22 protein-coding genes are annotated in these 17,868 nt (G+C 45.1%); 3 read left to right on the forward strand and 19 right to left on the reverse strand.

What is annotated here, in order from left to right:
• Positions 1 to 37: 37 nt before the first annotated feature.
• The 17 genes from KFK88_RS11405 to leuC form a co-directional block, all read right to left on the reverse strand.
• Entirely contained in the window at positions 38 to 937 is a 900-nt protein-coding gene (locus tag KFK88_RS11405; RefSeq protein ID WP_223579786.1) for a 5'-nucleotidase, read from the reverse strand.
• A 12-nt stretch (positions 938 to 949) separates the two neighbouring features.
• Positions 950 to 1,675: an MlaA family lipoprotein gene (locus KFK88_RS11410; protein WP_223579789.1), complete on the reverse strand. Its 726-nt coding sequence runs from the start codon at positions 1,673 to 1,675 to the stop codon at positions 950 to 952.
• A 92-nt stretch (positions 1,676 to 1,767) separates the two neighbouring features.
• The gene (locus KFK88_RS11415; protein ID WP_223579792.1) at positions 1,768 to 2,544 is read right to left on the reverse strand and encodes an HvfC family RiPP maturation protein; all 777 of its coding nucleotides are present in this window, start codon (positions 2,542 to 2,544) and stop codon (positions 1,768 to 1,770) included.
• 27 nt (positions 2,545 to 2,571) lie between these two features.
• Positions 2,572 to 3,417 carry an HvfB family MNIO-type RiPP peptide maturase gene (locus KFK88_RS11420; RefSeq protein WP_223579795.1) on the reverse strand — a complete coding sequence of 282 codons (846 nt, stop codon included), beginning with the start codon at positions 3,415 to 3,417 and terminating at the stop codon, positions 2,572 to 2,574.
• Positions 3,418 to 3,498: 81 nt separating this feature from the next.
• On the reverse strand, positions 3,499 to 3,867 hold the full coding sequence (locus KFK88_RS11425; RefSeq protein WP_223579798.1) for an HvfA family oxazolone/thioamide-modified RiPP metallophore: 369 nt from the start codon (positions 3,865 to 3,867) through the stop codon (positions 3,499 to 3,501).
• A 146-nt stretch (positions 3,868 to 4,013) separates the two neighbouring features.
• Positions 4,014 to 5,039, reverse strand: coding sequence for a tetratricopeptide repeat protein (locus KFK88_RS11430; RefSeq protein WP_223579801.1), 1,026 nt, complete (start codon positions 5,037 to 5,039; stop codon positions 4,014 to 4,016).
• Between the two features lie 3 nt (positions 5,040 to 5,042).
• Entirely contained in the window at positions 5,043 to 5,462 is a 420-nt protein-coding gene (locus KFK88_RS11435; RefSeq protein WP_223579804.1) for a cytochrome c-type biogenesis protein, read from the reverse strand.
• 18 nt (positions 5,463 to 5,480) lie between these two features.
• Positions 5,481 to 6,053, reverse strand: coding sequence for a DsbE family thiol:disulfide interchange protein (locus KFK88_RS11440; protein WP_223579807.1), 573 nt, complete (start codon positions 6,051 to 6,053; stop codon positions 5,481 to 5,483).
• Positions 6,046 to 8,034, reverse strand: a complete 1,989-nt coding sequence (locus KFK88_RS11445; RefSeq protein WP_223579810.1) for a heme lyase CcmF/NrfE family subunit — start codon at positions 8,032 to 8,034, stop codon at positions 6,046 to 6,048. The genes KFK88_RS11440 and KFK88_RS11445 overlap by 8 nt, the downstream gene beginning before the upstream one ends.
• A gap of 9 nt (positions 8,035 to 8,043) precedes the next feature.
• Positions 8,044 to 8,499 carry a cytochrome c maturation protein CcmE gene (gene ccmE / locus KFK88_RS11450; protein WP_223579813.1) on the reverse strand — a complete coding sequence of 152 codons (456 nt, stop codon included), beginning with the start codon at positions 8,497 to 8,499 and terminating at the stop codon, positions 8,044 to 8,046.
• 37 nt (positions 8,500 to 8,536) lie between these two features.
• Positions 8,537 to 8,746 carry a heme exporter protein CcmD gene (gene ccmD / locus KFK88_RS11455; protein ID WP_223579816.1) on the reverse strand — a complete coding sequence of 70 codons (210 nt, stop codon included), beginning with the start codon at positions 8,744 to 8,746 and terminating at the stop codon, positions 8,537 to 8,539.
• Positions 8,743 to 9,501 carry a heme ABC transporter permease CcmC gene (gene ccmC / locus KFK88_RS11460; RefSeq protein ID WP_223579819.1) on the reverse strand — a complete coding sequence of 253 codons (759 nt, stop codon included), beginning with the start codon at positions 9,499 to 9,501 and terminating at the stop codon, positions 8,743 to 8,745. The genes ccmD and ccmC overlap by 4 nt, the downstream gene beginning before the upstream one ends.
• Positions 9,502 to 9,507: 6 nt before the next feature.
• Positions 9,508 to 10,179, reverse strand: coding sequence for a heme exporter protein CcmB (gene ccmB / locus KFK88_RS11465; protein ID WP_223579822.1), 672 nt, complete (start codon positions 10,177 to 10,179; stop codon positions 9,508 to 9,510).
• Positions 10,176 to 10,838: a heme ABC exporter ATP-binding protein CcmA gene (ccmA, locus tag KFK88_RS11470; RefSeq protein WP_223579825.1), complete on the reverse strand. Its 663-nt coding sequence runs from the start codon at positions 10,836 to 10,838 to the stop codon at positions 10,176 to 10,178. The genes ccmB and ccmA overlap by 4 nt, the downstream gene beginning before the upstream one ends.
• 95 nt (positions 10,839 to 10,933) lie before the next feature.
• Entirely contained in the window at positions 10,934 to 12,010 is a 1,077-nt protein-coding gene (leuB, locus tag KFK88_RS11475) for a 3-isopropylmalate dehydrogenase (protein WP_223579828.1), read from the reverse strand.
• Positions 12,011 to 12,285: 275 nt separating this feature from the next.
• Positions 12,286 to 12,927, reverse strand: a complete 642-nt coding sequence (gene leuD, locus KFK88_RS11480; protein WP_223579831.1) for a 3-isopropylmalate dehydratase small subunit — start codon at positions 12,925 to 12,927, stop codon at positions 12,286 to 12,288.
• Positions 12,927 to 14,369: a 3-isopropylmalate dehydratase large subunit gene (leuC, locus tag KFK88_RS11485; RefSeq protein ID WP_223579834.1), complete on the reverse strand. Its 1,443-nt coding sequence runs from the start codon at positions 14,367 to 14,369 to the stop codon at positions 12,927 to 12,929. Before leuC ends, leuD begins: the two co-directional genes overlap by 1 nt.
• 151 nt (positions 14,370 to 14,520) lie before the next feature.
• Between leuC and KFK88_RS11490 the strand changes: the two genes are divergently transcribed.
• Both KFK88_RS11490 and KFK88_RS11495 read left to right on the forward strand, forming a co-directional pair.
• On the forward strand, positions 14,521 to 15,387 hold the full coding sequence (locus KFK88_RS11490; protein WP_223579837.1) for a LysR family transcriptional regulator: 867 nt from the start codon (positions 14,521 to 14,523) through the stop codon (positions 15,385 to 15,387).
• Between the two features lie 34 nt (positions 15,388 to 15,421).
• A complete protein-coding gene (locus KFK88_RS11495) occupies positions 15,422 to 15,943 on the forward strand; it encodes an SRPBCC family protein (RefSeq protein WP_223579840.1) in 522 nt (173 codons plus the stop codon).
• A 46-nt stretch (positions 15,944 to 15,989) separates the two neighbouring features.
• Here the strand turns inward: KFK88_RS11495 and KFK88_RS11500 are convergent, their stop codons facing one another.
• Entirely contained in the window at positions 15,990 to 16,193 is a 204-nt protein-coding gene (locus KFK88_RS11500) for a DUF3185 family protein (protein WP_223579841.1), read from the reverse strand.
• 55 nt (positions 16,194 to 16,248) lie between these two features.
• On the reverse strand, positions 16,249 to 17,487 hold the full coding sequence (locus KFK88_RS11505) for a dipeptidase (RefSeq protein ID WP_223579843.1): 1,239 nt from the start codon (positions 17,485 to 17,487) through the stop codon (positions 16,249 to 16,251).
• 87 nt (positions 17,488 to 17,574) lie between these two features.
• Here KFK88_RS11505 and KFK88_RS11510 point away from each other — a divergent pair, with 87 nt between their 5' ends.
• Entirely contained in the window at positions 17,575 to 17,787 is a 213-nt protein-coding gene (locus tag KFK88_RS11510) for a DUF3820 family protein (protein WP_223579845.1), read from the forward strand.
• Positions 17,788 to 17,868 lie beyond the last annotated feature (81 nt).

The raw sequence follows: 17,868 nt of genomic DNA on the forward strand, positions 1-17,868 counted from the left end.
GATGATTGCTATAGATACTCGCTAGACTAAAGAATACTTAAGAATTAATCACACCACTCGGAACATGCCCGCTGGGGATGTGGCTTTTTGCACGGTCGATATGCCCTTCTTGGTCATCAAAGAAGACGTCGGCACCGAAAGCTTTGAGGAATTTAGTTTTGTCCATACCACCAAGGAACAGAGCTTCATCAATACGAATATCCCAGTAGCGTAATGTGCGAATCACGCGTTCATGTGCGGGGGCCGAACGCGCGGTGACAAGCGCTGTACGGATCGGACAGTTGTCTTGGGTGTATTCTTTTTGCAGTTTGTGGAGAGCCTGCAGGAAGTTTTTAAATGGCCCACCCTCTAAAGGTTTTTGTGCTGACTGCTTTTCGGAGCGAGTGAACTCTTCAAGGCCATCTTGCTGGAAAATTTGCTCAGCTTCATCAGAGAAAAGAACCGCGTCGCCATCGAAAGCAAACTTGATAATATCGGTTTCATTATTCGACTGTGTCGGCGAAACAATGGTTGCAGCTGCGATACCCGCATTTATTGCCTGCAGGACATCTTTTGGGTTGGTCGATAAGAATAAGTGCGCGCCAAACGCTTCAGCATACAGATAAGGACTATTGCCCGATGTAAAAGCTGCACGTGTAATTTGGAGGCGGTGATTCTCGATCGAGTTAAACACGCGCAAGCCTGTATCAGCACTGTTGCGCGATAATAGAATCACTTCGACTTTTGGCGTATCTTTCTTAGTATCGTTAAGCGATAAAAGCTTCTTAACCAAGCCAAAAGCTGCGCCTGGCTTTAAAAGCTCATCTTCATGCTCGATTTGATATTGGGCGTAACTATCAACACCGCTTTCCATATAAATACGGTGGCTTTCAGCCAGATCAAACAGGGCCGTTGACGATATGGCGATAACTAAGGTGTCGTTAAACTCGATGGGCATAATGGTTTAGTTTTACCACTCTTCGCAATCTTCCTCAAACTCACACTCATCTTCAATCGGTGGGCGACCATCATAAATCAAAAACTCTCTACGTTGAAGATAGGCATCGCGGACCATCAAGTACTCATCTAACGCCTCTTCCAGTTGCTCTTCTAATGGTAACAACTCAGCGCGAGTATCAATCAACCATAAAGAACGTAATGTCCATTCCGTTTGAGAATCATTTAACGCATCGTAAGGACTGTAGACACCAAACGAATCGACCGCAAACCCAATACCATCTCTTGGGTTCGATGGCCCGATTAATGGCAACATCAGAAATGGCCCAGACTCAAAGCCCCATACGGCAAGGGTTTGACCAAAGTCTTCGTCTTGTTCTTTAATACCCATCTCAGTAGCAGGGTCAAGCAAACCTGCTAAGCCGATGGTACTGTTAATAAGGAAGCGTCCGGTGCTTTTCCCTGCATCACCAAATTTAGCTTGCAACAGGGAGTTTACGATATTTGAAATTTCACCTAAGTTATCAAAAAAGTTAGAGACACCAGCTTCAACAGGATCGGGCGTAATATACTGATAACCTTCTGCTACAGGTTTAAGAACAGCTTTATCAATCGAACGGTTAAAGTCCCAGACCGCTCTATTGCGTTCTTCATAGGGGTCTTTGGGATTGTCGCCTGTTGTGGCACAAGCGGTCAGCAGCAACGCTGACAAAAATATCATGATGTGGTTACTTTTCATTCCTCAATAACCTTGATCTTCTTAATATGCGCTAATCATAAAGCACCGGAACAGTTATGACCAGTGCAAAACCACGGATTGGCGGGGTTTAATTAGGCGGTTCCTAGAATGATGTCACGTTCTAGTAAACCCGTTAAAATCTGTTGACCACCATTCAGTAATTGTTCAGGGTTTGGGAAGCCAGTCTCTTTAATCAACTGCTCTAAAGCTTGTTTGCCAGTAATTTGACGCCCCTCGTGCAAGTGCTCAATGAATATATCCAGCAGACGATAAGTCATTGAATTACCTTCCATGAAGTCCACCTCATGCTTACGATTGCGGCTGATAAGCAAGAATGTTGGTGTCTCAGGTGGCTCATTGGGAATAAAACTGTTCCCAATTCGATGAACAGGGTATTCATAGACTAGACTGTGTGCCAATGGGGATACAACCACAGGTTCGTTAAACAAATCACCGTTTCGCTCATGCGGAATCGTTAGAATATTTTCCTTCGCAGAAACCGTTTTGACCTCCATCCACTCCCAGTGTGCCAACTCGAGCATAAAAGGGAAATCATCAGCCTCGGATTTACGGTGCTCCGAAAGGTAGTTAAAAAATTCTTTCGAAATCTCAATGAAATAAGGTGATTCGGCGCGGTATTCGGTGAAAAAGTCACGCACCATTCGGTGCCACTTATCATCAGAAGTGATTGAACGAAGTACTGGATAGCTGTTTTTACAGAAGTTCTCGATATTGTTATAAAACAAATCCTGATACACCTTCATCCGGCGTGACTCAATACCTGTTGGGGATTGATACTTGGCAGGGTTTCTCAGGTTCTTCGCAAACTCATACTGAAGTTGTTGAAATTTTGGTAATGATTCAGCCATAGGCTCTGACTCTATGTGGTGACATCTCTAAGCGATTGCAGGCTGATTGTCATGCTTCACGCTGTATTTATCTTGTAACGCTTTAATTCTATCGACTTCCGATAGTAACTGAGGCATTTCAGGAATATTGAAATCACGCTCAAGTAACGTGGGGAACACACCAAAGTGCTGATAAGCCGTTTCGAGTAATGACCAAACATCATCTTTGACATCAGCGCCATGGGTATCTACTTTTAAATCATCAGCCTCATCATAGTGACCCGCGATATGAGAATAGGCAACTCGTTCTTTCGGTAGCTCTAATAAAAACTCTTTTGGATCATAGCGATGGTTAATGCTGTTAACGTAGATATTGTTGATATCTAGCAAGATATCGCAATCCGCCTCTTTAACCACAGCTTTAAAAAATTCAAGCTCGGACATTTCTTGTCCAGGTGCAGCGTAATATGACACATTCTCCATAGCCAAACGCTGACCTATAATATCTTGGACTTGCTTGATGCGATCGGCCACGTAGTGCACCGCTTCTTCTGTAAAAGGTATTGGCATTAGGTCGTACATATGACCATCATCACTGCAATAGCTTAAATGCTCGCTGTAACAGCGGATGCTATATTTCTTGATAAACTCAGCGACTTCTTTAACAAAAGTTGTATCAAGAGGCGTTGGCCCACCAATTGATAATGATAGTCCATGGATGACAAAGGGAAATCGTTCTGCGTACTGGGCAAACACCTGTTCTAGGTGACCACCAAATGGCAGCCAGTTTTCAGGCGCTACCTCCATGAAGTCAACGTTTGAAGCGTCTAGCGCTTCGAACTCACGCATGAAGTCACGTCTTAAACCTAGTCCTGCTCCGCTTACTGGGTACAAAAAATCACCTTTGAAGAGTATGTAAGTTGGAATTAAGGGTGATGGTGAAACCACCACCCTTAGGTGTCAAAGCTCAGAAAATTAAGCTACGCCGCATTTACCTTCGCCGCACTTACCTTCTTTCTCGGCTTTTCCTTCACCGCATTTACCTTCGCCACACTTACCTTCTTTCTCGGCTTTTCCTTCACCGCATTTGCCTTCGCCGCACTTACCTTCTTTCTCGGCTTTGCCTTCGCCGCACTTACCTTCGTTTTCTTTGGCGTGCTCTTCACCACACTTGCCTTCGCCACATTTACCTTCACCTGCGTCGAATTTAGCAAGATCGTAGCCAGCTTGAAGATCGTTTAATGCGAATGGATTGTCGCTTGCAGCAGCTGTGCCCATAGCAGCAGAAGCTGCGATTGATGCACCAACGATGACGGCTAACTTTTTCTTGTCTTTATTTAACATAGAACTTACTCCTAGGTTGCTTACTTTAGTTAAGTTATTCAGAAACTTAGACTTACCATATCTGAATTTGTTACAGATTTTTTTTATTTAGTCTAAATTTCGCGCTTTTTGAGACAAAAGTCACGCAAAAAAGCACTTAAGCAACACTATTCCACCACTTCCGTGATTTCTATGTGAAAGGTTTCGCTTGGCGTTAATGATTTCTGTAAACTGGTCTTACCAAAACGATCTCCTAGCTCAGGCTGAGCTAGACCACTTTGCGATAATCGCACCTCGACATACACGTCCTTCGCTTCCCATAAATCGACGCCAGGTAACATAACATGACTCGGAGTAAGCTTTTGTGGCTGACTCAATGTTGAGACATCAACAGATTTAACCGCCAAAGGAGGACCGCCATTTTTATTGCGCACAAGAATAAATGCTTTCTTGTATCGTGTTAAAAGGAGTGAGTCGACGTTATCGACTACAATACGGATGTGATTCAGTTCAGCGAGTTTTAGCAAACGCCTTGCTTGTGCAATTTGCTCATTGATTAGCTGATAAGAATCCGTGCCTTTTTCTCTGTATTGTAGTAACTCTTGCCAGTAGTCGATAGCGGCTTGATAGTCTTGCTGCTTAAAGTAATTTATACCCTGCATCAGTAAGGCGCCTTCATGGCTTGGTTCATTCATCAACACAAGGTTTAAATAACGCTCCGCATTCTCAAAGGCTTCAGGACTTCCCTGCTCCATAAAGGAACGTGCAAATTCAATTCGGGTTTCAGCACTAGGCTTTGCAGCAACAGCCCGATTAAAGGCTTGCTCTGCTTGCGCGATTTCTCCAAACCGCAAAAAGATATTACCCAGTTCTTTCCATTTGTCGAAATTATCAGGATCACTTTCCGTTCTTAATCGAAGCTCCGCCAATAATTCTTGAATGGTAATTTCTTTTTGATCCGCCTTATTCGCTAATTCTTTTAAATCAAGTCCATTCAATCGCTGGTGTAACGCTGCGGTGTTTTCCAGTTCTTGATGAGCACCTTCAAAATAGTAAATCGCTAGCGAGCCGAAACAAGTGATTAGCAACATCGACAGGTAAATAACGATTCTATTTTTCCCTGTAAATACCTGCCCAAACAACCAAGCAGCCCAAACTAAAGCAATTAAGATTAATACGCCCCAGACTAACATGCGTTACTCTTCTCCAGACTCAGATTGCTCGCCCTTAACTCTGCGACGCCCTACTTTTGTCAATACAGCAGCTAGAATGATCAAGAACACAATAATAGGGGCAAACCATAGAAAGTAGTTAGACGGTTTAACAGGCGGATCATATAAAACAAAGTCGCCGTAACGCTCTTGCATATAAGCTAAAATTTCACGCTTTGTTTGGTTCTGACTAACTTTTTGATACACGATATAGCGCAAGTCTTCCGACAAACCCGCATTTGATTCAGCGATTGTCTGATTCTGACATTTTGGACAGCGGAGCTCATTAATGATTTCAGTGTAAAGTTGCTCTTGTTCTGGCGTTTCAAACTCGTAGGTTTCTATGACGGCTTGTAACTGAAAGCTCATCATTACGATCAAAGCTGTGAATAGTGTTTTCATCATCATATGTCCTAATTTGATTTAAGGCGTTTGCTCTTGGACTAATTGCGTTAATGGCTTGCCCTGAATAGCCTCAACCGCCGGCTGAATTTTCGTTTCCCACACTCGGTCATCAATCACTCCCACGTACCGGAATCGTATATTACCTACAGCATCAACGATAAACGTCTCAGGAGCACCATAAACACCGAGATCGATGCCAAACTGCCCCTCTTGATCCGCGATGATCATCGAGTAAGGATTACCTTTTGATTCAATAAACTCTAATCCATCCAACGTCTTATCTTTGTAGTTAACGCCAACGATGGGTACTTCATACTGCTGTGCAAACTTCATTAAGTATGGATGCTCGATATGGCAAGGACCACACCACGACCCCCAGACGTTTAGCAGAAACAGCTCATCCGGCAACGAATCAGATGTGTAAACAATTTCCGGGTTCTCTAGGGCTGGCAACTTAAACTCAGGGACTGGTTTATCGATCAAGTTAGAGTTTAGCTTTGTTGGATCCTTGTCCAGTGCAAACCAAAAAAAGAACACTAAAATAATAAAAGTGATAATAGGCGCAATGGCCAAAACAAGCTTCTTATTCACCAGAAACCTCCGCGCTTTGCACCTGATCTTTCTTTGCCTGTTTCTTTTCGCGACGTCTTTGGCGATAACGTTTATCTGAAATCGCTAGTAAGCCACCTAAAGCCATAAAGATCGTGCCTAACCAAATCCATCGTACAAAAGGCTTATAATGCACACTGATGGCCCAAGCACCATCATCTAGCGGCTCACCCATTACAATATAGATATCCCTAAATAAACCGGCGTCAATATCCGCTTCAGTCATGACCATTCTGGACGCGTTGTACTTACGTTTCTCAGGATGAAGCTTGGTAATCAACTCTCCGTCTGACGACACTTTAAAGCTACCACCCGACGAGATGTAGTTAGGGCCTTCGGTATTTTTAAAGTCATAAAACTCAACACTTAAATCTTCAACCTCAACCGTTTCTCCCAGCCGAATTTTAATGTTTTCTTCGATACTGAAGTATGAAGTAAGTACAACGCCTAATACGGTCACAGCCACACCCAAGTGCGCCACTAACATGCCCCAGTAACTGCGGCTGATTTTTTTCAAGCCAGCAGAAAAAGAGTCACTCTTTGACGCCTGAGCCAATACGTATTTGGCGCAGCCAGCCAGCACCCAAAGGCCTAAAGTTGTACCGACAATTGCCATAGGTTGTAAATCGCCCATGATAATGACAATGGCTAGACCGACGATAATGCTGCTAATAGCCCACAACCAATACTTGGTTAGAAGAGGCTTAATTGGCTCCTGTTTCCAATTAATTTGCTGCCCAATCGGCATCAAAATTAAGATCGGAATCATGAAGATAGAGAACATCAAGTTGAAATACGGAGGGCCGACGGAGGACTTACCGCCAGTAAAAGCTTCCTGAATCAGTGGGTGAAGCGTTCCCAACAAGACCATAAAAGTGACAACCGCTAGTAACGCATTATTAAACAACAAAGCCGTTTCACGAGAGAATAATCCAAAGTTGGCTTTAGATCGTATTTTGCTGGATTGGATCGCGTAAATCAGTAAAGAAACGCCTACTACAATGCCTAGGAACACTAAAATAAAACGTCCACGAACAGGGTCACTGGCAAACGAATGCACCGAGGTCAGGACACCTGAGCGGACTAAGAAGGTTCCTAACAAGCTCAACGAGAAAGTTAAAATAGCGAGTAAGACAGTCCAAGACTTAAAGACGCCACGTTTTTCCGTAGCCGCCAAGGAGTGGATTAGTGCAGTACCTGCGAGCCAAGGCATAAAGGATGCATTTTCAACGGGATCCCAGAACCACCAGCCGCCCCAGCCGAGTTCGTAATACGCCCACCAACTACCTAGGGCGATGCCTAACGACATGAAGATCCAGGCTACAGTGGTCCAAGGGCGACTCCAGCGAGCCCAGTGGTGATCCAAATCACCCTGCAATAAACCCGCTATCGCAAAAGCGAACACCACTGAAAAGCCTACATAGCCCATATAGAGCATGGGCGGATGAACGATTAGACCAAAGTCCTGCAATAACGGATTTAGATCAGCGCCGTCAATGGGGATAAACGGAAAGACCCGCTCAAAAGGGTTTGACGTAAATAATGTGAAAGCAATAAAACCAACGGCAATAAAACCCATCACACCCAAGACGCGTGTCACAAGAACCTTAGGCAGAGACTTGCTAAATAGAGCAACCGCAGCCATCCAGCCGGTTAATATCAGCACCCACAGCAACAAAGAACCTTCATGCGCACCCCACACTGCTGATATGCGGTAATAAATTGGTAACTGAGTATTGGAGTGGTTAGCCACATACTGGACGGAAAAGTCGTTAGTGATAAACGAAACCGTCAAGCAAATGTAGCTTAATAGTATGAGAACAAAACTACTGATGGATGCGCGCTTTGAAAAGCGCATCAAGCCTTTGTGTTCTTTTTGCGCGCCAACGAAGGATAAAACACCTAAAAATATGGCGTTAATAAACGCCATGATTAAGAAAAAATTACCGAGTTCAGGAATCAAGAGTCGTACCTAATAGTCAGTTGATTGCTTTTTACCAGGGTGGCCATATTTCTCCAGCGACTGCTCAACCTCTGGTGGCATATACTTTTCATCGTGCTTGGCTAAGACCTTCGATGCGACAAACTCTGTCTTAGAAACCAGCTGACCTTCAGCGATCACGCCTTGGCCCTCTTTAAACAGATCAGGCAAAATACCATGGTACTGCACGGTTAACGAGTTTTGGTTGTCTGTTACAGTGAACTCGACATCAAGTCCATCGGCAGCACGCTTTACCGAATTATAAGCGACTAACCCACCTACTCTGATGGTTTTGTCTAACGGCGCTTTGCCTTGGCTAACTTCTGTTGGTGGATAAAAATGATTAATGTTTGAACTCAAGGCATACAAAATCAATGCAACTGCGCCAGACAGTAATAATAAACCACCAATAATAGCGAGTAATTTATTGCGACGATGTGTTTTCATGAAACCTACAATTTTTTGAATAAATACAAACAACGGCCTAATCAGGCTGAGACACTTTCAACTTTCGTGCTTTCGGCTTTTGCGACTCAGGCGCAGCGGCCTCTGCTTGAACCTGCTTTTTTAATGATTTCAGCATCATTCTAAAACCAATAAACAAGCCCACTAATACAATCAAGCTCATCATGTAGCTCGACCAAACGTAAGCACCATGCTTACCCATAAAAATAAATTCGTGCCAACTACTCATGACTTAACCTCGCTACCGCTCGCCCACTCTTTGACCCAACGTGACTTTTGATTGCGTAGAATAATTTCAGCGCGCAAGCGCATGAGGACCAAAGCCGCGAACAGTAAATAGATGGCACCTAACATCAAAAACAACGGCGTTTGGAACGCAGGATCAAGCGCACCTTTTTCTGTCACTGAGTAGCCCTGGTGCAAGGTATTCCACCACTTCACTGAGAAGTAAATAATCGGAATATTAATCACACCAACAATCGCCAGGATAGCTCCCGCTTTGTCCGCTTTCGAGCGATCTGAGAACGAAGCATGCAGAGCAATGTAGCCAAGATAAAGGAACAGTAATAAAAGCTCAGACGTCATACGAGCATCCCACTCCCACCAAGTACCCCAAGTCGGCTTGCCCCATACAGAGCCTGTAAATAGCGCTAAAAAGGTCATGGCAGCGCCAACAGGTGCAATAGAGCGCACCACGGCAAATGCCATCTTCATTTTCCAAACTAAACCTACCGTAGCCGCTATCGCCATTGCAATGTAGGCGATCATAGATAAAGCGGCGGCTGGTACATGCACGTACATGATGCGGACTGTATGCCCCTGCCCCTGACGAACTTCAATCGGCGATGCCCACAGTGAGTAGTACAAACCCACGGCCAATAGAATCAAGGTCGCCGCCCATACCCATGGAAGCCATTGACCTGTTTTTTGGAATAAATATTTTGGAGAACCCAGCTGGTGAAACCAGCGCCAAGCTTTTGCCATTAATGTTTAACCTACTGAAATCTTAAGTGCGCGGCCTGATGCGAAGGGCGCAAAAACAATTGCTATCAATAAAAAAGCGCCCAAGATGGCGAGTTCGCCATTATAACGCATATTTTCTAAGGATGCTGTAACTGTCGATGCCCCAAAAATCAAAACCGGCACGTACAAAGGAATAATTAAAATCGAGACCAATAAACCGTTTCGACTCGCTGCTAGAGTTAGACTCATACCCACGGCACCCAGCAGGCACAAGGTCGGAGTGCCCAGCACCAAGGTCAGCATCAGCACCCATGTGTGATCGGCGTGTGCAAAGCCATGGTTTATCTGCATCAAAACACCCAACAATGGCGACAAAACGACCAAAGGCAGCCCTGTCAGCAGCCAGTGAGCCAAAATCTTACTCAACGCAACCGAGGTTGGCGAGCTCATTAGAAGCAACTGCTCCAACGATCCATCTTGGTAGTCACTGCGGTAAAACTGCTCTAGGGACAATAACATGGCTAACAATGCAGCGACCCAAATCACGCCTGGGGCAAGCTTTTGTAGTACCGGGGCCTCGGGACTTACTGCAAAAGGAAACAGGCTAACCACAATAATAAAAAATAATAACGGTATCGCGAGCCCAATCCAATTGCGGCGAGCGACTTTCAATTCACGCTTGAGCAGAGTCAGAATCATTCGTGCTCTACCCCAACTTTTTGATCCACAGGTAACTCATCAATGTGGTGATGCGAAGTAAATAGCACCACCCCGCCATTATTCTTAAACTCTAAGGTTTTTGCTGCCAACCAACCGCGGGTCTTTTGATCCAAGTTAACGAAAGGCTCGTCCAGTATCCAAATTTTCGCAGGTTCTAGTATTAAACGAGCTAGCGCAACTTTATGCTGCTGCCCTGCTGACAACTCCGCAAACATACGGTTTTCAAGGCCTCCGATACCTAACTCCAACAGCACGTCAGAAATCTGTTTTGATAGACTTTGCTGCGAGATACCCCCTTTTAAGCGCAAGTTAGCATAAAAAGATAGGTTTTCGGCAATGGTTAGCTCGTTCTTCATCGACAAACTATGTGCTAAGAAGATGAGATCTTGAAAGTAGCTTGAATCAGGATGATTAATTGGCTGTTTATTCCAATAGATAGAACCCTGGTCTGAAGGCAACAAGCCCGCGAGGCAGCGCATCAAGCTGGTTTTGCCTGCGCCGTTTTCGCCATAAAGATAAGTAATTGTTGATGGAGCTAGATGCAGATCAGCATCTTCAAGAAGTATCTGCTCCGATCGAGAAACCGTTAGCTCATGGGCATAAAGTCCATCGAATTGTATGTCTTTGGATTGAGACATTTGAGCTACGGCTTGGCATAAGTTGCTTTGCCCTGAATTATAGTGGGCTTAGCGCCTTATGCCAATGATTTTACGTATATTTACCTAAGCTCAGCTTATGCTAATGCTTTCAGTACAGCGTCGCCCATCTCAACCGTCGAGACCAGCTTGTCGCCTTCTGTATGAATATCCCCAGTGCGGTAGCCTTGATCCAGCACCGTAGAAACCGCTTGATCAATTTTGTCAGCCATCGCACCTTCGCCAAAGCTATGACGTAACATCATTGATACCGACAAAATCGTCGCCAATGGGTTGGCTTTGTTCTGACCCGCGATATCAGGCGCTGAACCGTGAATCGGCTCGTACATACCTTTACCATTCGCGTCCAAGCTAGCAGACGGCAACATACCAATTGAGCCCGTTAGCATCGCCGCACAATCCGACAAAATATCACCGAACATATTGCCCGTGACCATGACGTCGAACTGCTTAGGCGCACGCACTAGCTGCATCGCTGCGTTATCGACGTACATGTGGGTCAACTCAACTTCTGGGTACTCTTTGCTCACACGATCCATCACTTCACGCCACAACTCAGTCGCTTCAAGCACGTTCGCCTTATCCACTGAGCATACGCGCTTATCGCGTAACATCGCTGCTTTAAACGCCACGTGAGCAATACGCTCAACTTCGCTTTCCGAGTAAACGTAAGTGTTAAAACCTTGGCGCTCACCATTCTCAAGCGTACGAATACCACGCGGCTGACCGAAGTAAATACCCCCAGTTAGTTCGCGTACTATTAACACATCAAGATCAGCCACAAGCTCAGGCTTTAAGCTCGAAGCATCTGCAAGTTGCTTATACAGAATTGCTGGACGTAAGTTACCAAACAACTCCAACTCAGAACGTAATTTCAACAACGCCTTCTCAGGACGCACTGAAATATCGTACTGTTCCCACTTAGGACCGCCAACAGCGCCCAAAAGAATCGCGTCAGCCTCTTTCGCTTGAGCTAATACTTCATCCGTTAACGGTGTTTCATGCGCATCAAAAGACGAACCACCCACCAACGCCGACTCATACGTCACGTCTAAGCCATGATTCTCAATTAACGCATCCAACACACGTGTCGCCTGGCCTACAATCTCTGGGCCAATACCGTCACCCGGTAATACCAATACTTTTTTAGTCATATTTAATCCTAATAAATTGTTCTGTTTCAAATCCTGTAGCACAGGGTCTCAAGAAACTATTCTCCCCGTAATATTGAGCTAAAAGACTCGCAAGTCATAGCAATTCAAAACAGGACGTTTTGAATAGTGACATACGGGCCATGGACGGAACGTATGTCACGGTGCGTTAAGTGACTTTAGAGTCTTTTGGGAGTCATTCTTTGAATGACCTCAATATTGGGGTGGCCTTCTTTTGGTTCCTTTTCTTGGCCATGCAAGAAAAGGAACAAATACCATTAACTACTAAATAACCAGGGAGCTCTTTTAGAGCGTTCAGCTTCATATTCCGCAATCGCATCTTCTTGCTGCAACGTAATGCCAATATCGTCCAAGCCGTTATACAAGCTGTGTTTACGGTCTGGTTCAACGTCAAAGCTGATCACATCACCGTTTGGCATAGTAATGGTTTGCTTATCAAGGTCGATATCCAACTTAAAACCTTCATTCGCTTCAGTCTGCTCAAACAAAGTGTCCATAGTTGTGTGATCAAGAATGATCGGCAAAATACCGTTCTTAAAGCAGTTGTTGAAGAAAATGTCAGCAAAGCTCGGTGCGATAACCGCTTTGATACCATAGTCTTCTAGCGCCCATGGAGCGTGCTCACGGCTTGAGCCACAACCAAAGTTTTCTCGGGCTAAAAGAATCGAAGCTCCTTGATAGCGTTCTTTATTCATCACGAAGTCAGGGTTGAGCGGACGCTTTGAGTTGTCCATACCTGGCTCACCGTGATCCAAATAACGCCACTCATCGAATAAGTTCGGGCCAAATCCAGTACGTTTAATCGACTTCAAAAATTGCTTAGGAATAATCGCGTCCGTATCGACATTCGAACGATCTAAAGGCACGACTAAACCTGTGTGTTGCGTAAAGGCTTCCATTAGTGCACCTCCGAAACTTTTGCTAATTCTTTATCTAATTCCAGCTCACGCACGTCAACAAAGTGACCATGAACCGCTGCTGCCGCCGCCATCGCTGGGCTGACTAGGTGTGTACGACCACCTTGACCTTGACGACCTTCGAAGTTCCGGTTTGAGGTTGATGCACAGTGCTCGCCTGATTCTAGACGGTCAGCATTCATCGCTAGACACATCGAACAACCCGGCTCGCGCCACTCGAAACCCGCTTCAGTAAAGATGGTGTGTAAGCCTTCAGCTTCGGCTTGCTCTTTCACCAAGCCAGAACCTGGAACCACCATCGCCTGCTTAATACTTGGTGAGACTTTACGACCTTTTGCAACCGCCGCAGCTTCACGAAGATCTTCAATGCGAGCGTTGGTACAAGAGCCAATGAAGACTTTGTCCAATGGAATTGACGTAATCGGCGTGTCCGCTTTTAGATCCATGTACTGAAGTGCGCGCTCAATACCCTCTTTTTTAACAGGGTTGGATTCTTTTTCAGGGTTAGGAATATTGCCATTCACAGGCTTCACCATTTCTGGCGAGGTGCCCCAAGTGACTTGAGGAATAATGTCTTCAGCCTTCAACTCAACCACTCGGTCAAACTCTGCATCAGCATCGCTGTGCAAGTCTTTCCATGCTTCAACAGCCATGTCCCACTGCTCACCTTTTGGCGCAAAAGGACGGCCTTTGACGTACTCTATAGTCTTGTCATCCACAGCCACCAAGCCAACGCGAGCGCCCGCTTCGATTGCCATGTTACAAATCGTCATGCGCCCTTCCATCGATAAGCTTTCGATAGCCGAACCAGCAAATTCAATGGCGTGACCATTACCACCAGCCGTACCGATTTCACCGATGACCGCTAAAACCACGTCTTTCGCTGTAACGCCTGTGCCCAGCTCGCCATCAACGCGAACCAGCATATTCTTCATCTTCTTCTGGCGTAAGCATTGAGTCGCTAAAACGTGCTCAACTTCTGACGTGCCCACACCAAACGCCATCGCGCCAAACGCGCCGTGCGTTGCTGTGTGCGAATCACCACAGACCATGGTCAAGCCCGGAAGCGTATAGCCTTGCTCAGGGCCAACGATGTGTACGATGCCTTGACGAATATCGTCCATCTTAAACTCTGTCACACCATAAGTATCACAGTTATCATCCAAGGTTTGCACCTGAATACGTGATACAGGATCTGCGATACCGTTAGTACGGTCAGTTGTTGGGACGTTATGATCCGGCGTTGCTAGGTTTGCTTCTAAGCGACGCGGCTTACGGCCAGCAATACGCAATCCTTCGAATGCTTGCGGTGATGTTACTTCATGTAATAATTGACGGTCGATATAGATCAATGCTGACCCATCATCATTTTCTGCGACAAGATGGTCTTCCCAAAGCTTGTCGTAAAGCGTTTTTCCAGCCATTAACTGTGCCTCATTTGGTCTCTTCACGTAATAAAATAGCCGCACATTCGCAGCAAAGTGGAACAAGTGTAGTCCTTCTTGTAGAATAACTCCAATTCATTATTTTTATAAAACCCATAACGACCAGGAATGACCGCTTAAAAGACTCATCATGGATATCGATCTACTCAAAACTTTTTTGACCGTCGCTCGGCTTAAATCCTTTACTCTTGCAGCGAAGGAGTTACAGTTGACGCAACCTGCCCTAAGCAAACGCATCAAGCGCTTAGAAGCTATGGTCGACAGTCAACTGTTTGACCGCGTGGGCAACCATGTAGTGGTTACAGAGGCTGGCCAACTACTGCAACAACAAGCCCCGCAAATTATTGGCGATATTGAAGACGCGGTGCAGAACATCCGTGATCTTAGCGGCAAAGTCAGCGGTCAGCTGCATATCGGCACCAGCCACTACATCGGCCTTCATCTACTCCCGAATTACTTAGAGCAGTACGTCGATACCTTTAACCAAGTTGACGTTAACATCGAGTTTATTGACTCTGAACTCGCCTACGAGCGTGTATTGAGCGGTGATCTCGAGTTAGCCCTGTTAACATTTCCACAACAAAAAGACCCACGCCTTGTGCATGAGCTCATCTGGAAAGAGCACTTAGCCATTGTTTGCCACCAAGACTATGCGTTAGCTCAAGAAAGTGAACCTTTGAAACAACTAGAACACTACCCTTGTATATTGCCTCCGGCCCACACCTTCCCTCGCGAACTCTTTGAAGTTCAGCTCGAAAATGCCGGCGTCACTCTGGGTAAAGTTAAAACGGCTAATTATTTAGAAGTGATTGCGAAACTTGTTGCCTGCAAAATGGGCTGGACGTTACTGCCTACAAGGCTCTTAAGTCCGCCGCTTACTAGCTTATCCTCTGAGCAGTATCTATCTGATCGTGATATGGGTATTATCTATCGAACTAATAAAACCCTTTCCAACGCCTCACAAGAACTGGTTAAATTACTCAAAAGTGAAAGTTAGCAATACAAAAAAGAAGTATTTTTAAGGAGATCGAATGAAACGATTAATTATGACAGTGCTCGGTGTACTTACTCTACTAGCGAGCCATAATGCCAACGCCATTGTCAGCGCTCAAAGCAAGCAGCACTTTTCAGTTAAAATCGAAACCATGATTAAAGCACCGGCCGACGAAGTTTATCAGCAATTTATCAATATCGGCGACTGGTGGGAATCCAGTCATACGTGGTTTGGTGATGCCTCTAAAATGTATATCGAACCAAAAGCCAATGGCTGCTTTTGTGAAGTTAATGGCGACAAAGAAGCTCTGCACATGACGGTTAGCATGGTCATGCCCAACAAAAATGTACAGATGGTTGGTGGATTAGGTCCATTACAAAGCATGGGGGTGTATGGTCACATGTCTTGGAGCTTCGAAGAAAAAACTACAGGGCTGACAACTTTAACCATGACCTACTTAGTCAAAGGCTTTGTTGGCGAAGAGTCTGAAATGATGGCCAAGGCCGTGGATAGCGTACTCAACATCCAGGTAAAAAATTTAGAGTCGAAATTTAAATAGGTAACTAGGAAGTCAAAAGCCCGCAAATGCGGGCTTTTTTGGCAAATTACTTCTTACCAATGACCAGCTGCAATAAGCCGATAAGGCCAACTGCGCCACCACCAATCATTAACCATGTGGCTTTATCTGAGAAAGAACCCGTAAAAGCTTCCTTCATTTCCTCACCTACTGACTGAGTCATATTATAGCCCCAGAAAAATACAGCGATACCAACTGCCAGTAGTACAATTCCAATGATTTTCTTATTCATCTTTTTTCCTCTTTTTGGTTAGTAAACTCTTGCTAATGATTGAGCCGCGGTAGTTTTACTGTGCTGCGCGTCGTTCAACCTCGGTCCAAACTCGCATCAGGTTACCCGATAACATTTTTGCAATATCTTGCTCCGAATAACCTCTCTCTAGCAAACCTTTAATCAAGTTAGGATACGTTGATACGTCTTTTAAGCCCGTCGGCAAGCTGTCGCCCACACCGTCATAATCCGAACCCAGACCAACATAATCAACGCCCACTAAATCGATAACATGCTCAATGTGGTCAAGCACATCTTCACGATCAGCAAATTCAAAAGGGTTTCTCTGACGGTAGCTTTTTCTAAAACTTTCAATTGATGCAGCATCTGCCTCAGGGTCTAAGTTATTCGAGTCGATATAATTTTTCACCGCTTCTTTATAGGCATTATTGTTATCAATCGAGTCCTGTGAAATAAAGGTTGAGCCAAAGTTGATGAAAATAACACCACCCTTCTCAGCCATTGCTTCGATCATGTCATCGTTCATATTACGCTCAAAGCCTGGCGTAAAGTCTCGCGCAGATGAGTGACTGGCGATAACAGGGGCACTCGACACTTCCATGACATCATAAAACGCTTCGTCTGAAAGGTGCGACACATCCACCATAATGCCAAGACGATTCATTTCACGAACGACGTCTTTACCAAAGTCACTTAAGCCACCGTTAGGGCGCGCTTCGTCATAGGACGAGTCGGATAAATGGTTACTGCGTGAATGAGCTAAAGTGATATAGCGAATACCACGGTCATAAAAGTACTGAACATTATCCAGCTTACCTTCGATTGGAGAACCGTTCTCCATACCCATTGGCAGAGAAATCAGTCCTTTTTTGTGGTTCTCACGAACCTCAGCAGGGCTCGTTGCTAACGCAAACTTATCTGGGTTGTTCGCAACAATGGCTTCAACATTATCAATCAGTTCGTTCGCTAACTTATAGCTCTCGCCTTCCGCCTCAAACTCCAAGTTCGCAGGAATATAAATCGACATAAACGGAGCGTCTAAACCACCTTTAACCGCACGCGGATAGTCAAAGTCCCCACCATCAGTCGCTTCACTGATGTCTTCATTCGAATCATGCAAACGATGTGGCACGTCAATATGCAAGTCGGCAATAATATACTTTTTACTAATAGTTTCTGCTTGAGCCGCATAATCCGGCTCTGGAGCATCTTCATCCATGAAAGGTACGCTACTGCACGCAGCAAGCCCCAATAAAGAAGACGCCATCAAAGTAGCAATTAAGGTCTTTTTCATGATACAAGCCTTGTCAGTTATAATTTGAGTTAATAGCATAATAAAGATATCAGCAGTAAATGCAAAGAAGACTGGGGCTTAAATAGCATGAACCAAGAACTCCTTCTCGAATCCATCAACCAAACCATGCCCTTTGGTAAGTATAAAGGCCGCAAGCTTCTTGAGCTGCCTGAGCCCTACCTCGTATGGTTTCACAAAAACGGCTTCCCAGAAGGCAAACTCGGCCAGCAGCTAGCGCTGATGTACGAAGTGAAGCTTAACGGGCTTGAGGGAATGTTACGGCCTTTGCTTAAGAAATAGCGGTATGAATAGCCCGAAAGAGTAACAGTCACTTGGAGTTAGTGGTAGAATTGCCCACAGATTCGCCGTTCACATTGAGTA

The sequence above is a fragment of the Kangiella taiwanensis genome (assembly GCF_020005165.1).
Classification (GTDB): Bacteria; Pseudomonadota; Gammaproteobacteria; order Enterobacterales; family Kangiellaceae; genus Kangiella; species Kangiella taiwanensis.